Origin of the sequence: Bacillus sp. JJ1773, from assembly GCF_036962035.1 — a bacterium.
In the GTDB taxonomy this organism is placed as follows: Bacteria; Bacillota; Bacilli; order Bacillales; family Cytobacillaceae; genus Cytobacillus.
Map to the genome: position 1 here is coordinate 1 of NZ_JBALNX010000019.1, position 15,509 is coordinate 15,509.

At 39.1% G+C, this 15,509-nt stretch carries 17 protein-coding genes; 12 read left to right on the top strand and 5 right to left on the bottom strand.

Annotation, left to right across the window (positions count from 1 at the left end; all coding sequences use genetic code 11):
* Positions 1–1,115, bottom strand: a 1,115-nt coding sequence (locus V7127_RS04240) for an alanine/glycine:cation symporter family protein (RefSeq protein WP_438823968.1), incomplete at its 3' end; no start/stop codon positions are given.
* Between the two features lie 432 nt (positions 1,116–1,547).
* On the opposite strand from V7127_RS04240, the gene V7127_RS04245 reads away from it, so the two are divergent.
* Positions 1,548–2,711, top strand: coding sequence for a M20 family metallopeptidase (locus tag V7127_RS04245; protein WP_335483856.1), 1,164 nt, complete (start codon positions 1,548–1,550; stop codon positions 2,709–2,711).
* A gap of 91 nt (positions 2,712–2,802) precedes the next feature.
* Here V7127_RS04245 and V7127_RS04250 read toward each other — a convergent pair whose 3' ends face one another.
* Positions 2,803–3,723, bottom strand: coding sequence for a VanW family protein (locus tag V7127_RS04250; protein ID WP_335483858.1), 921 nt, complete (start codon positions 3,721–3,723; stop codon positions 2,803–2,805).
* Between the two features lie 238 nt (positions 3,724–3,961).
* Between V7127_RS04250 and V7127_RS04255 the strand changes: the two genes are divergently transcribed.
* From V7127_RS04255 to V7127_RS04275, 5 genes are all read left to right on the top strand, one after another.
* A complete protein-coding gene (locus tag V7127_RS04255; protein WP_335346745.1) occupies positions 3,962–4,306 on the top strand; it encodes a flagellar basal body rod protein in 345 nt (114 codons plus the stop codon).
* A gap of 21 nt (positions 4,307–4,327) precedes the next feature.
* Positions 4,328–4,975 carry a PspA/IM30 family protein gene (locus tag V7127_RS04260; protein ID WP_335483860.1) on the top strand — a complete coding sequence of 216 codons (648 nt, stop codon included), beginning with the start codon at positions 4,328–4,330 and terminating at the stop codon, positions 4,973–4,975.
* A gap of 124 nt (positions 4,976–5,099) precedes the next feature.
* Positions 5,100–5,834, top strand: a complete 735-nt coding sequence (gene liaF / locus V7127_RS04265; protein WP_335346747.1) for a cell wall-active antibiotics response protein LiaF — start codon at positions 5,100–5,102, stop codon at positions 5,832–5,834.
* Positions 5,831–6,877, top strand: coding sequence for a sensor histidine kinase (locus tag V7127_RS04270; RefSeq protein WP_335346748.1), 1,047 nt, complete (start codon positions 5,831–5,833; stop codon positions 6,875–6,877). The genes liaF and V7127_RS04270 overlap by 4 nt, the downstream gene beginning before the upstream one ends.
* Positions 6,870–7,502: a response regulator transcription factor gene (locus V7127_RS04275; protein ID WP_335346749.1), complete on the top strand. Its 633-nt coding sequence runs from the start codon at positions 6,870–6,872 to the stop codon at positions 7,500–7,502. Before V7127_RS04270 ends, V7127_RS04275 begins: the two co-directional genes overlap by 8 nt.
* Positions 7,503–7,604: 102 nt before the next feature.
* Here the strand turns inward: V7127_RS04275 and V7127_RS04280 are convergent, their stop codons facing one another.
* Positions 7,605–7,730 (bottom strand): hypothetical protein, encoded by a 126-nt coding sequence (locus V7127_RS04280; RefSeq protein WP_335483862.1) that lies wholly within the window; start codon positions 7,728–7,730, stop codon positions 7,605–7,607.
* A gap of 2 nt (positions 7,731–7,732) precedes the next feature.
* Entirely contained in the window at positions 7,733–7,900 is a 168-nt protein-coding gene (locus V7127_RS04285) for a hypothetical protein (protein WP_335483864.1), read from the bottom strand.
* A gap of 211 nt (positions 7,901–8,111) precedes the next feature.
* On the opposite strand from V7127_RS04285, the gene V7127_RS04290 reads away from it, so the two are divergent.
* Together V7127_RS04290 and V7127_RS04295 are read left to right on the top strand one after the other, a co-directional pair.
* Positions 8,112–9,386 carry an L-cysteine desulfidase family protein gene (locus tag V7127_RS04290; protein WP_335354083.1) on the top strand — a complete coding sequence of 425 codons (1,275 nt, stop codon included), beginning with the start codon at positions 8,112–8,114 and terminating at the stop codon, positions 9,384–9,386.
* A 287-nt stretch (positions 9,387–9,673) separates the two neighbouring features.
* Positions 9,674–10,996 (top strand): polysaccharide biosynthesis protein, encoded by a 1,323-nt coding sequence (locus V7127_RS04295; RefSeq protein ID WP_335483866.1) that lies wholly within the window; start codon positions 9,674–9,676, stop codon positions 10,994–10,996.
* Positions 10,997–11,043: 47 nt separating this feature from the next.
* On the opposite strand, the gene V7127_RS04300 is transcribed toward V7127_RS04295, so the two are convergent.
* On the bottom strand, positions 11,044–11,553 hold the full coding sequence (locus V7127_RS04300) for an acyl-CoA thioesterase (RefSeq protein ID WP_335354081.1): 510 nt from the start codon (positions 11,551–11,553) through the stop codon (positions 11,044–11,046).
* A 266-nt stretch (positions 11,554–11,819) separates the two neighbouring features.
* Here V7127_RS04300 and V7127_RS04305 point away from each other — a divergent pair, with 266 nt between their 5' ends.
* The 4 genes from V7127_RS04305 to V7127_RS04320 all read left to right on the top strand — a co-directional run bounded on the left by V7127_RS04305 (position 11,820) and on the right by V7127_RS04320 (position 15,210).
* Positions 11,820–12,020: a hypothetical protein gene (locus tag V7127_RS04305; protein WP_335483869.1), complete on the top strand. Its 201-nt coding sequence runs from the start codon at positions 11,820–11,822 to the stop codon at positions 12,018–12,020.
* Positions 12,010–12,690 carry an alpha/beta hydrolase gene (locus V7127_RS04310; RefSeq protein WP_335483918.1) on the top strand — a complete coding sequence of 227 codons (681 nt, stop codon included), beginning with the start codon at positions 12,010–12,012 and terminating at the stop codon, positions 12,688–12,690. Before V7127_RS04305 ends, V7127_RS04310 begins: the two co-directional genes overlap by 11 nt.
* Positions 12,691–12,964: 274 nt before the next feature.
* A complete protein-coding gene (gene ggt, locus V7127_RS04315; RefSeq protein ID WP_335483920.1) occupies positions 12,965–14,734 on the top strand; it encodes a gamma-glutamyltransferase in 1,770 nt (589 codons plus the stop codon).
* Between the two features lie 149 nt (positions 14,735–14,883).
* A complete protein-coding gene (locus tag V7127_RS04320; RefSeq protein ID WP_335483870.1) occupies positions 14,884–15,210 on the top strand; it encodes an SCP2 sterol-binding domain-containing protein in 327 nt (108 codons plus the stop codon).
* Positions 15,211–15,509: the final 299 nt, after the last annotated feature.

Below are 15,509 nucleotides of genomic sequence, written 5' to 3' on the forward strand. Positions count from 1 at the left end.
ATAGTCGTAAAGGCAAAGAAGAATAAAGCAATGGCAACAAATCCTGCACCGTATCCAGGAATGAGCGTATCAACTGCCGCTTGAGTGTAACCAGCTCCTGGTTCAACTCCTGGAAGGTTTTCAGTTAGTACTGTTCCAGTTTTTTCGTCGATAACATTGTATTGTTGTGTAAATAAAATCATAAATGCAGTCGCTGTAACAACTAAGAATACGTCTAAATAAATTGAAAACGATTGCACAAGACCTTGCTTAACTGGGTGGGAAACCTCTGCTGCTGCAGCTGGGTGAGCACCTGTACCCTGACCAGCTTCATTCGCATATAGACCGCGTTTTACTCCCCACATAATAGCTGAACCAATAATACCGCCAAACATTTCTTCAGCTCCGAAAGCGCTTTTAAAAATAAGTCCAAATACTGCTGGAATATCGGCAAAATTAGATCCAATAATAATAAGTGCAATTAAAACATAAGCAGCTGCCATGAAAGGAACGACCCATTCTGCAACTTTAGCAATACGCTTAACTCCGCCAAAAATAGTAAAACCAACAAGTGCGACAACGATTAGACCTGTGATTGTTTTATCGAGACCAAAAGCGTTATGAACTGTATCTGCAATTGCATTTGCCTGTATACCTGGCATCAAGAAAGCCATTGCAAGCAATGTGGCCACTGCGAAAATCACCGCAAACCATTTCCAGCCAAGTCCCTTTTCGATATAGTAGGCAGGACCCCCACGATACTCACCATCTTGCTTTTCTTTATAAATTTGAGCAAGAGTCGACTCTACATAAGCTGAGGCTGCACCGATAAAGGTAATGACCCACATCCAAAAGACGGCACCTGGTCCACCAAAAGCAATACCAGTTGCGGTTCCAGCGACGTTCCCTACGCCGATACGGCCTGATAAAGACATTGCTAATGCCTGGAATGGAGAAACCCCCGCATCGGAACCCTTCCCTGAGGCCACGAGTTTAACCATTTCCTTAAAATGACGGATCTGCAGGAATCTAGTACGAAAACTAAAATACAAACCAGTTAAAACAATGAAACCAACCAATACAGGACTCCATAGCCATCCGTTAATGGTATTTACAATTTGATCAAACACAAAAATCCCCCTTTAATATTTTTTATGAAAATAATAGATTTCGAATTAAGTATAAATTCAATAGAATTAAATTTCAATATCTTTTTTATAATCAGAATTTTATAATTAAAAAACAATAGATGTAGCTAATCATTTCCGAAATATCACAATTTTGGTAGAGGAAACTCTAATAAAATTCTTTTATTCCTCAATTATTACTAAACATAATTTGAATTTCCGCTTGCCAGTAAGGTCTTTTCAGATTTCATCTATCATGAAATCTTTCATTTGTATAACTAAACCTCAATATATTTATATTTTTTTATCCAATAATAGTATTATTCGAATAATTCTAAAATTAATATAAAAATATACTTATATTGTAAATCATCTAGAGATGGAAAAAGAAATGATAGGAAAAGATACAAAGCAAATATATACAAGTTGGAGTGATAATCTTTGTTAACTATATCAAAATCAGAAGTTCTAGAGTTACTTAGGGATCTAATAAGAATCCCATCAGTTAACCCTACTCTTGCACCGGAAGAGGGATACAATGAAGTACAAATAGCCGAATTTGCGGTAAATTGGCTCAAAAAACATAAGGTTGATGCAAGGCTAGAGTTTGTTGAACCTGGTCGACCTAATGTGTTTGCCGAAGTTGGAGACGGGGACGGTCCGACCCTTTGCTTATGTGCACACTTGGATACGGTTGGAACGAAAGGGATGGAAATTGCCCCATTTGATCCAAAAGTAGAGGGAAGCAGAGTTTATGGAAGAGGTAGCTGTGATATGAAGGCCGGTATAGCTGCCATAATGAGTACTGCAGCTTCATTAGCGGCCTCAGGTTCCATTAAGGGGAAAGTAATATTGGCCCTTGTTTGTGATGAGGAATACTCAAGTATCGGAGCGGATCACTTTGTGCTTCATCATAAAGCAGATGCTTGTATCCTAACTGAGCCAAGCGATTTGAAAATGGTCATTGCCCACAGGGGATTCTTGTGGGGAAAAGTAACTACATGGGGTCGTAGCGCTCATGGCAGCAGATGGGATCTGGGAGACAGTGCCATTTCAAGGATGGGCAAGGTCATCGTTGGACTAGATGATTTAGATAAAAATGTATTAAGGAACAGAAGGGAAGATCTCGTTGGCCCCGCATCCATGCATGTAAGTCAAATTAGTGGAGGTGTTGGGATTTCTACTTATGCACCAGAATGTCAAATTCATATTGAAAGGCGCACTCTACCTTCAGAAAACATATCTAATATAAAAACAGAGATTGAAAAAGTGGTACAGAATGTAGCTGAAGGTTCTCATATTGATTGGTATTTTCAACGGAATCCTTTTTCATGTAATTCCAGTGAATTGATTGTTCAAAAATTAACTGAATCCTACAGATTATTAGTAGGAAGGGAGCCTGAAAGTGTAGGATGGGGATTTTGGACAGATGCAGCTATATTCCAACAGGCGGGTATTCCCACTGTTAATATTGGTGCTTCTGGATTCGGGCTCCATGAACCAGTAGAATGGGTTGATTTTGATTCTGTCATAATGAATACAAATTTATTAATAGATACTGCAACAACGTTTCTCCGAGAAAAAAGAATGATGACAGAGGTTTAAAGAAAAGATTTCGGATATTCACTAGAAAAAAGGACCGGGCAGTTTTTGCCCGGTTTTTCTCATCCCCAATAAAACTCTCCTGTTACAATATTCAACTTTCTTCTCCGGTGCTTGGGATTTCTTCAGGCAGAGTTTTCGAAGCACCCGGAACGATTCGGGGCTCATATTCGATTTCATCAGATGAATAAATGTGGATCGCAATTTGTCCTCCGGCAGCTCGCGCCCGTATTAATAATGGTAAGCTATATTCGTTTTTAAAGCTGAAGTCTGGTCCATACCAGCTGACCGCAGCATCCCTGCCATTTGGTACATACGGAACGCTTTTGGAATGGGAATAGCGTTCGATGATTTTTAAGCCAGCCCGGTCAGCCGAGTTATAAAGGGTGGATGAGACTTGGCAGATTCCCCCGCCAATATCCTCAGCTAACTCTCCTCGAACAATAACAGGCGCACGCATATAGCCCCTATTCTTCGTTCGCTTTCCCACAACACGATTAAAGGAAAAAGTCTCACCAGGAAAAACAACTTGATTATTAATGGCTTCTGCCGCAAGAGCAATATTATGAGAGCGTGCTTTATTGCCTTGATTAAAAAAAGTCACATATCTTCCAATCCGCTTAACATGAATATGCAACAATAAATCCCGATCCACTCGTGGATGAATCGGAAGTATTGGCACTTCTATTTTAGAAGTATTCGTATTGTAAAAATATGTATAAAACAGATCTGTAAAGGCTCTTCGGTGTAATCTCCTGCCAATTTCTTCAGCTACTACATTTCCTGATTGGCTAATATAAGCATTTTTTGGTGCTTGATATGTTTGTTTATCTACCTCTTCAAGAAGATCATTTAGTTTTTCTATATCGATTAAAGGAATATCTGGAAAAGGGGTTGTGTAATCTATTCGGTTAACCGTAAGGACTGATTCTCCCTCGCTTTCAATTGTTAAGCTATCAGGCGGTTGAGCAGGCTGGATAAATAGTAAAATTCCGCAGAGCCAAGCTAGGTTCATGTTATGGCACACCTCCTAATTCTAGTATGGTTTAGTGCTGAGAATTCATGTAAGGTTCCTTGTTATTATTTAAAGTCCTGCTAGGTAAAATTGGTCGTCTTTTAATGTTAGTTTTCAACGATCTACCTTTAGGCCGTTCATATGCTCGGTCTCTGGACCTAGTTGAAAATAAAGCTCAGGCTCGTTATGAGAAGAATGAAATAAAGGTAAGATGATATCAAGAAAGGAGGAAACGAAAATGAAAAAATTCGGTTTACTATTAGCAGGAGGAATTGCTGCATTTGTATTATTGTCAAATCTGGGACCATTGGTGGCGCTAGGAATCAGCATCGTTATTCTGTACTTCGTGTTTAAACAATTTCTGAAAACAGATTCAACATTAATGAAAATTGGCTGGGGGATCATCGGCTTTATTGCTCTGATGGCCACTGCCTCCAATATACCAGCAATCCTTGGTATTGCAGCTGCTTATGTCTTGTACGTTGTGTATAAAAAATGGAATGAGAAAAAGTCAGTCATTGTAGAAGACAACGACCCATTCACAAATTTTGAAAAGCAATGGTCAGAATTAAAGAAAGACTAATAATCTTAAGGAGAGAGACAAATGACAAATCTATTTACTCGTATTAAAAACACTGTTTTAGCAGATATCAATGAGGCACTAGATCAAAAGGAAAAGAAAAATCCGATTACGCTCTTAAATCAATATTTACGTGATAGTGAAAATGAAACGGAAAAAGTCCGCAAGCTGCTGGAACGCCAATATGCATTGAAGGAAGAGTTCAGCAGGGAATATCGTCAAGCAGAGGACTTGGCAACAAAAAGAAAACGTCAGGCTGAAATTGCTTCACAGGCTGGAGAAAATGAACTTTACTTATTTGCTTCCGCGGAGCATGCACAGTATGAGGAACGTGCGGCACGCCTAAAGGATGCACTGAACCAATCAAACCAGCAGCTTGCTGAATTAGAAAGAAAATATGAAGAAATGAAGCATAAGCTGAAAGATATGCATATTCGCCGCATGGAGCTCATGGGCCGTGAAAATATGACGAGGGCTCAAGTGAAAATGAATCAGGTGCTGGATCAGGACATTTCATCTAATAAGTCAACTTCCCGTTTTCAAGAAATTGAGTCGTATTTAGATCGTTTAGAAAATCAAGTAAACAGCTCCTATTATCGCAGTACGATTGACGCACGCATTGCACAAATAGAAAAAGATATGAAAAAAGAAGAAACCCATTCTATTTCATAAGGGAAACATGGTATTCTAAAAAGGCGTGGAAATCTGCGCCTTTTTTGGAAGTTTCATAGTGAACATTTTAGAACCATCCATCATCATTGCGCTAGTGCTTATTTAATTAGGAGGGAGGAGTCCCATGATAAATAGAGTTAAGAGTGAATATATAAGCTGGATATTATTGTTGGGGGCAGTTGTTCTCTTTTTGGAATTTACATTTTTTAATTCGGGATTGATTTTCTCCCTCCTTGTGGAAGTGGGCATGATTTATATCGGGAGGAAATGGATGCCACGTAAATCCGGAAAACTCCTGTTTTGGCTTGGAATTATCTTTTTGATTATTAGTATTTTTAGTATGATTACTTTTAAATTTTTTCTGTTGGCGATTTTAATCCATTTCTTAATCCAATTCGTTCAGGCTAAGAAAAATCCAGCACATATTAAGCCTGATTTGAAGGAACCAAGTTTGAATTTGGAGAATGAAACGCTCATTCGGCATAAGCCGCTTTTCGGCAATCAATTATTCGGACAGCAAAAGACTCCCGATCACGTCTATGAATGGAGCGATATTAATATTCAGACAGGAATCGGGGATACCGTTATTGATTTAAGCTACACTGTTCTCCCAAAAGGGGAAACGGTTATCTATATAAGAAACTTAATTGGGAACATTCAAGTCCTTGTTCCTTATGATATAGAAATAAGTGTAAATCACTCTGTATTAGCTGGTTCGGTTGAAATCTTTGGAGCTCAGGAACCAAAGGTTTTTAATCAGACATTGAAGGTTCAAACTTCAGGGTATGATCAAGCTGAACAACGTGTCAAAATTTTTACCTCGATCCCCGTAGGTGACTTAGAGGTGAAGCGCGTATGAGTATTGTTCAGCGTCAAGTCGTTATAGGAGTAGCTGTGTCCATTCTCATCTGCAGCTTCTTTATTCTTTCTTTTCTATTTCGTTTTCCGCTGATTGATTGGAAAGAGCTATGGGATACAAATGTTATGGATATTCCATATGTTATTTTTGTTCCGAGTGTCAGTATTTTTATTGGTATTTTGTTCGGCTTAATTTCAGGATTCAATTGGAAGAAGCAAATTCAAACAGTCGATAGCTGGCTCTATCATATTGAGGAAGGGCGGCAAATAGAAACGAAAGAAATGAATGCCCCTCCTGATTTGCACTCTATTGTAAACAGAGTAGGCAAAATTCAGAAGCAAATTGCCGAACAGGCGAAACTCTCACAAAAGCTGGCAACAGAAAAAGCGGAGGATATGGAGAGCCGCGTGCAGGAAGTGATCTCTCAGGAGCGAAATCGTTTGGCAAGGGAGCTTCATGATTCTGTCAGTCAGCAGTTATTCGCGGCTTCTATGCTAATGTCAGCTATCAATGAGGCAAAGCCTCAGACAAATGAAAGGGAAACGAAGCAATTAAAAATGGTGGAGGAAATGATTCACCAGTCACAACTCGAAATGAGGGCCCTTTTGCTGCATTTAAGACCTGCTGCTTTAAAAGGAAAGTCCCTTCAAGAAGGAATAAAGGAATTACTCATCGAATTATCACAAAAAGTAACGATGGATATTAAATGGAAAGTCGAGGACTTCCCTCTTGATAAAGGTATAGAGGATCATTTATTTCGCATTCTTCAAGAATCGGTTTCTAACACCCTCCGCCATTCGAAATCATCGAAGCTCGAAGTTTTGCTAATTCAAAGGGATGAGTTTGTTATTTTAAGAGTGGTAGATGATGGGATTGGTTTTGACGTTGAGGAAGCAAAAGCTGGTTCCTATGGTCTGCAGAATATGCATGAACGAGCGGTTGAGGTTGGAGGAACGCTCAAAATCATTAGTTTGAAAAATAGCGGTACACGACTTGAAGTGAAAATTCCTATTATGAAGCAAGAGGGTGAGGCCAATGATTAGAGTTTTATTTGTTGATGATCATGAAATGGTGAGAATTGGAGTTTCCTCATATTTGTCTGCACAGCCCGATATTGAAGTGGTTGGTGAGGCTGACAATGGAAGAACAGCCATTGATATGGCATTAGATTTACGTCCGGATATTATATTAATGGATTTGGTCATGAAGGAAATGGACGGAATTGAAGCAACAAGAAATATTATTGAACAATGGCCAGACGCGAAAATTATTATTGTGACAAGCTTCTTGGATGATGAGAAGGTTTATCCTGCTCTGGAAGCGGGGGCAACAAGCTATATGCTGAAAACTTCAAAAGCGAGCGAAATTGCTGAAGCAGTCAGATCCACTTATCAGGGGCAATCTGTCTTAGAACCGGAAGTAACGGGAAAAATGATGGTGAAAATGAGGCAGAGGAACCAACAGCTTCCTCATGAAGAATTGACCAGTAGAGAAATGGAAATTCTTTTGCTTATGACGGAAGGAAAGACCAATCAGGAAATCGCTGATGAACTGTTTATCGCCTTAAAAACAGTCAAAACTCACGTCAGCAACATTCTCAGCAAGCTCCACGTTCAGGACCGGACTCAGGCTGTAATCTATGCCTTTAAGCATTCACTTACAGAATAACTATGAAAAGACCAACTCAAAGTTTATTTTTCGAGAAGGTCTTTTTTTATTGTTGTGGTTTCGACTCTAAGAGTACTAGGCATCTAAAAAGGACAGTTTTTATTATCGAGCTTGTTGGGTGGACAGGTTTGGCGGAATCATGGATTGTATGAAAAGTCCGTCACCTTCAAGCCATTCAGCTAGAAAAATATTTTTATAATCAGTTACGCCTTGAGAGGATAGCTGCATTTTTAACCAGTCCTCCTTAAAAGCAATGTCTTCAAGTTCTCCTCATACATAGCATTTCCAAGCATTTCGCTTAAAATAATCGAAGTAATAAATGTAAAAGGAGAAATTTGTTTAATAATCTTTCTACCGACAATTTTTGACGATGATAAACAAAAGAATGAAACCAACAACTAGGTCAATGGTTAAATGTAACAGGCTCAATACAATGTCCCTCATTAAAAGTGAATTTAATCATCCTATTACTATTATTTTCCTAAAATTAAGAAGTTTGAGTGCAATTGGTACACAACTGTATTTTCCAGATAATGTTAATAACGTGTGAAACATAAAAACAAATGTTATGTTAAAATTTAATTAAGATTTTAGACAGGTGGCGAAAAAATGGACAAGCATAAAATATTAGCAATTTTAGAAAAGGAACTTGTTGTAGCACTAGGATGTACAGAACCAGTTGCTATTGCCTTGGCTGCAGCAACAGCGAAAAGCTATGTTGAAGGAACGATCCAAGAAATTTGCGTAAAGGCAAGCGGGAATATTATCAAAAATGCAAAGTCTGTTGGAATACCTGGGATGTCTGGAAAAGGGCTGGACTTCTCAGCAGCACTCGGAGCGGTTGCAGGAAACCATGAGAAAGAATTGGAATTGTTAGATGGATTAACAAAGGAAGATGAGCTCTTGGCTTTGCAGCTGATTGAAGAGGGTAAAGTGAAAGCAGGGCAGGCTGAAACACCAAAAAGACTTTATATTGAAGTAACGGTTCAAACAGAAAAACAAATTTCAAAAGTAGTGATTTCGGATAATCATAGCAATATTACGTTGATTGAAGTGGATGGCAAGCCTGTGTTCCTTGGCGGCTGCGAGAATATTGGCATTCAAACCGAAGAGGAGGAGTTAGAAAGTTTAACCATTGATGAAATTTATCATTGGGTACTCCAGGCTGATGTAAAGGATTTATCATTAGTAAAACGGAGTATAGAATTAAACCGGGTTATCGGGATGGAAGGTTTATCTGGAGATTACGGTTTAAATGTCGGAAAAACCATTAAAGAGAATGTGAAAAAAGGGTTCCTATCCGATGATTTAGCAACTGCCGCGATGTCACTTGCCGCTGCTGGCTCAGATGCACGCATGGCAGGTTCGACACTTCCGGTTATGGCCAATACGGGCAGCGGGAACCAAGGGATTGCTGTTACTCTTCCTGTCGTGGCCGTAGCCGAAAAACTGCACGTGTCGGAGGATAAAATGATTCGGGCTGTTGCTTTAAGTCACCTGATCACGATCCATATCAAGTCAAAATTTGGCCGTCTGTCTGCCTTATGCGGTGTAACAGCTGCGGGAATGGGTGCAAGCTCGGCTATTGTTTACCTGCTGGATGGCAATCTTCAGCAAATAAAAGCAGCGGTACAAAATACAATCGGAAATGTATCTGGGATGATATGCGATGGGGCAAAGGCGGGGTGTGCAATGAAGGTATCTACCTGCTCAAATGTAGCTGTCCAATCAGCATTATTAGCCCTCAATCACCAAGAAATTCAATCTACTGACGGCTTTATCCACGATGACGTTGAGAAAAGCATCGAAAGCTTTTGCAAGCTAGGAAATGAAGGTACCCGTCAAACAGATGAGCTTATTTTAAAATTGATGCTTGAGAAATAAGGATGGATGAGAGAAGAAGGCAGGAGATTTTGCTGGCCTTCTTCTTTTTGCATTCAATGTAAGTGTTTTTCCGTTCTTTAGTTAAAAACGCAAACATAGGTAACCTCAATGTAAGTTTTTCCCCGCATCTTCACTAAAAAACATTCCACTCAAAATCGATTCTCAAAAAAACAATTCACCTTTACAAACAACATAAATAATATTCCAAAGACTTGTCTCATATCTTATACAATACGATTCTGGCAATACAGCCAGTGATACTTGGCGGATGTATAAGGAGAGGCATAATGAATAAATTTTTTAAAGGAACATTATTGTTAGCTGTTGCCGCATTTGCGGGAGAATGCATCGAATTTCTAGTGAATATGGTATTGGCACGTGAACTTGGGGAGAGAGGACTCGGCATGTATATGTCCATTCTTCCAACGATTTTCTTGATTGTCTTGCTGGCGAGCTTTGAACTTCCCATCTCCATTTCGAAGTTTATTGCCGAAAAAGACAAGAAATACCATTATAGCATGCTCAACCATGTCATTAAATTAACCGTTATCTTCACAGCTATTTTATTACCGTTGGCTATTATCATTATCCCGTTTGTCTCTGTTTTTGATCAGTATCATCCTTATCTTAGATGGGCTGTCATCGCCTTTATCCCGATTGTTTCTTTCTCTTCCATTACAAGAGGGTTTTTTATGGGAAAGCAGCAAATGGGTAAAATTGCCACTTATAATTTTATGAGAAAGCTTATACAGCTGATATTACTCGTCTTCCTATATCAAATATTTCAATTTGATACAGAAACGGCTGTTTTAATTGCCTTTTGTACTTTTATAGGGAGCGAGATTGTTGTTTTCTTTTACTTGCTTCATATGTTTATCCTGCAATTTCAGCACGTGAAAAGGGAGCCAATTGAAAGAATGAGCGGGGGGACAGTATGGAGAAGCTTGATGGCAGTTTCCATTCCGACAACCGCATTGAGAGTATTCCATGCCTTGACACATGCGGTAGAGCCCTTCCTCATTAAGGCAGCTTTACTACAAGCCGGAGTGAGCGGGATTGTAGCAACTGAGCATTTTGGTATGCTGGCTGGAATCGCGATGACGGTAGGTTTTTTTCCGGCATTTATTGCCCATTCCTTCCTCATAATGCTCATTCCAACCGTTTCTGAAGCTTATGCTGAAAAAAATACTGACAAGCTCCAAAGTCTTCTGCAACAAGTATGTATAATCACATTTCTTTACGGGATCCCAGCTGTAATTTTCTTCTACTTTTTCGCTGAACCGATTACACTAAACTTTTTCCATTCCTCTGATGCTGCTATTTATTTACAAATGCTATGGCCGTTTTTCCTGCTGCATTATTTCATCATCCCCATGCAGGCTTTCCTAATAGGCTTGGGACTTATGAAAGAGGCTTTTTACCATTTTGTTTGGTCAACGATTGTATCCTTTTCAGTGATGTACGTACTCGGTTCCATGCACAGCTTCCAGATGGATGGCATAATCATTGGGATGAATGCAGGGGCTGTTCTGTTATTTCTTATGCATTACCTGACCATTTGCAAGAAAATTGGTGTTAGTGTACTGCTATCTCCAGTCAGATTTAGATGAAAAAGCAAGAGCAGCCTAGTTGAACATGGCTGCTCTAAAAAAATTCTTTAGGGAAGGTCAATCTTGTATGATTTTACCCTCTCCACACTATCTTGTTTTCGCTTCTTTCGAATTTCTGCACGTTCTTTTGCTGATTCAAATAAGCTTTTTTCCTCATCTGATTCGGGGATGACTGCAGGAACCGGTGTAGGCTTTCCGTTTTTATCAACCGCCACCATGGTTAAGAAAGACATGGCACAAACATTGCTTTCCCCTGTTAATAAATCTTCCGCTATAACTTTTACAAATACTTCCATAGAGGATCTTCCAGTATATGTTACAAAGGCTTCTAAGCAAACTGCATCACCTTGATGAATGGGATGGAGGAAATCAACCGAATCCGTTGAGGCTGTTACAACATTTCTCCTTGCATGCCGCATACCTGAAATCGCGGCTGCATCGTCTATGTAAGCCATTAATTTTCCCCCAAATAACGTCCCGTAAGCATTTGTATCAGGCGGCAAAACGATACTAGTTTTGACTACATATGAATCTTTACATTTTTTTGACGCTTCCATATTGTCCTCCTATAAATCTGAACTGATATATACAAGATTAATCATAACAACAAAATTTTGATACTGTTTTAAGTTTATCTTTTTAAAATGTTAATACAATTTGTTTTATATATAAGTATGCACGTTTTTGCTGCTCATTATTTTGATTACTTTCACCATATTATCAATGTAAAGTTTGTTTGGTGGAAAAAATATTTGAACGATTTTTTTCCTTAGACGTCTTAATAAAAGGTAAATACGAAATTAATAAAAAAGGGCGGATGAAAATGATGAGTAAAGAGTTTGAAGTAATGATTAAAGGACAGTATACGTTAGCAGCGACATTAACCATTCCCGAAGGAAATCTTGAAAAATACCCTTTAATTGTTATGGTACACGGAAGCGGCCCCATTGATCGCGATTCGAATGCTGAAGGAATGCCTATGAATATTTTTAAAGAATTAAGGGTTTGCAAGTATTCGTTATGATAAAAGAGGAGTTGGCGCGAGTAAAGGTGACTATTATGAAACAGGCGTGTACGATTTAATTGATGACGCACAGGCTGTGATGGAATTTGCTAAAGGTCATCCAAAAATTGACGCAGATAAAGTGATTTTACTCGGTCATAGTGAAGGGACTATAATCGCACCATTTGTGAATGAAAGGGTACCAGCAGACGGAATGATCCTGCTTGCCGGCACAGCTGAACCTTTGGCAGAAACGATGGCATGGCAGAGGCAGGAAATCATGAATGATATTCGATCTTTAAAAGGATTTCAAGGTTGGCTAACTAGATTACTAAAAGTAGATGAGAAAATTAATAAAATGAATGATGACTTAGTAAAAGTCCTTCAAGCCTCGGATGAACCGGTCATAAAGTATAAAGGAAAAAAAGTGAACGCTAAATGGAATCGTGAGACAGTACAATTTGATGTATCCGAACCGTTACAAAAGGTAACCTGTCCTGTCCTTGCCATCACCGGATCAAAGGATGTCAATGTGAAGGTAGGCGATTTAGAAAAAATTAAAGCACTCGTTCAAGGAGAATGCGAAACACATATTATTCAAGACATGACTCATATGCTCCGTAAAACCGATGTTGAATACAGTATGAGCAAGATTATGAATATAATAAGAAATCCATTAAATAACCTGTAGAAAACGAATTAAAAGATAAAGTGATTGATTGGTTAAGAAATTGGAAGAATAGAGAGGTAAAAACCTCCCATTTTGAAATGGTAGAAAAACAATATATTTCCAACTTTTAATTTAATAGGAAACATTGAAATTCACGTTATTTTTTTAACTAAGTCTTTCTTACTCCTTCATATAGGAATATATATTCAAAAATTTAATAGGGTCATGTATTTCTTCATATTACTGCCTTTTCTCCATAAAGTAGATATGAACAAGTCTATGAGGGGGAGAAATGATGGGGAGAATTTTGAAAACAGGTTTCGTCTTTTTATTCAGTGTTCTATTAATCATTGGAACACTGCCTTTTAATGTTCAGGCGAAGGCAAAAAAGGCCGACTATGGTACATATAGTCAGGTAGCGTCAGGGAAGGATGGAATGGTGACTACTGCTCATCCTTTAGCATCAGAAATTGGTGCAGAGATCCTAAAAAAAGGGGGAAATGCCATTGATGCTGCTGTGGCCATCCAATTTGCTTTAAATGTTGTTGAGCCCATGATGTCGGGGATTGGCGGCGGTGGTTTCATGATGGTGTACGATGGCAAAACGAATGAAACAACGATTATTAATAGCAGGGAAAGAGCTCCACAAGGTGCAACGCCTAATATGTTCCTAGATAAAAACGGCAACCCTATCCCCTTTGCTGAACGTTCTACTGGAGGTACAGCTGTTGGGGTTCCAGGAACTTTGAAAGGATTAGAAAAAGCATTGGAGATATGGGGAACTCGCCCATTGCCGCAGCTTATTAACCCTGCAATTAACCTAGCGGATAAAGGCTTCCCAATTGATTCCGTTTTAGCTGATGCCATTCAGGATAATAAGGAAATGCTCGCAAAAACAGCTGCAAAAGGTGTATTCCTTCCAAATGGAAAACCATTGAGTGAAGGAGAAATCCTTGTTCAAAAGGATTTAGCCCAAACCTTTAAGCTAATTCGTTCAAAGGGCGCAGATGGTTATTATAAAGGTCCTGTTGCTCAGGCAATAGCTAAAACAGTACAAGATTTTGGCGGCTCTATGACATCAGAAGATTTAAATAAATACAAGGTAACCATCGACAAACCAATATGGGGAGACTATCAAGGGTATCAAATTGCGAGTATGCCTCCGCCAAGCTCAGGTGGAGTGTTCCTGCTGCAAATGTTAAAAATTTTGGATGGCTTTAAACTTTCCCAATATGATGTGAAGTCATGGCAGAAATACCACTTGCTTGCGGAAACGATGCATCTCGCTTATGCTGATCGAGCTGCATACGCTGGAGATCCTGAATTCGTAAATGTACCATTAAAAGGGCTCTTGCATCCGGAATATATTAAAGAGCGTCAGAAGCTTATTAGCCTTAATCAGGTAAATCAAAATCCAGTAGCAGGAAACCCATGGAAATACGAGACAACTGCAGCAAATTATAAGCTGAAAATGCAGCCAAATGATCATAAATACGGAGAGACGACTCATTTCTCCGTAACAGATAAATGGGGGAATGTTGTCTCCTATACTACGACAATTGAGCAGCTGTTTGGAACTGGGATTATGGTTCCAGGCTATGGGATACTTTTAAATAATGAATTAACAGACTTTGATGCCATTCCTGGCGGTGCCAATGAAGTACAGCCTAATAAGCGGCCATTAAGCAGCATGACTCCTACGATAGTATTTAAAGATGGAAAGCCAGTGCTAACAGTTGGTTCTCCAGGTGGTCCGACCATTATTACCTCTGTGCTTCAAACAATTCTTCACGCCATTGATTATGGTATGGAGCTAAAGGCAGCAGTGGAAGAGCCAAGAATTTACACAAATAACCTGAATTCATATCGTTATGAATCTGGGATTTCTGCAGATATCCTAAATCGCTTAAATAGTATGGGACATAAATTTGGTTCTGAGCCTGTAACGATCGGAAATGTCCAAAGCATCTATATTGATCATAAAAATGGTACGTTCAAAGGTGTTGCTGATTCCAGCAGGAACGGCGCAGCGATTGGAATAAATGAAAAAGGAAAGAAAAACTAATATGAAACATGCAGCGCCACTATAACAGGGGCGTTGTTTGTTTTAAGCGGCTTTGTAAATAAAATGAATGATTCTTCATTCTGTGAAAGGAAATAAGCAAGTTAGATAGAATTATATAAGAAAAGTTAACAATAAGAGGTGAAAACCGTTTGTCAGTTAAAACAGAGCTATTTCAACTAGCAGAAAAAATGAATGCAAATCCAGTACATATCGAAAATGAGAAGGACCGGGTTTTTCAAGTTAATCTTAATGAAAGCGGAACTGTACAGATTATTTTAATGGGTGGGAAGGTAGATGTCGTTGATGGCGCCCTTCAGGAGCCTGGGGTGACATTGAGTATGAGCGATAAAAATTTTTCAAAGCTTTTAAAGGATGATTTAAACACGGCAGTTGCCTTTATGACGGGCGGCCTAAAGATCGAAGGAAGTCTTGGATTGGCTTTAAAGCTGCAGGAAATCGTGAAGAAATATAAATGAGAAGATGGGCAGCTGCCATTTAAATTTTATTAGGAACAAGTGGTCATCAATCACAGCATCTGGTTCCCGCTCGAGTGAGAAATCACGAATAACGGTAATCAGAATCACTATCTGGTGCCTGTGACAAGTTCAAAAAAGAACATGCGGTCATCAGTCACAGCATTCGGTTCCCGTTCCAGTGAGAAATCACGAATAGCAGTAATCAGAATCTCTAACTAGCGCCTGTGACTAGCTCAAAAAGGAACATACGGTCATCAGTCACAGCATCTGGTTCCCGTTCCAGTGAGAATTCACGAATA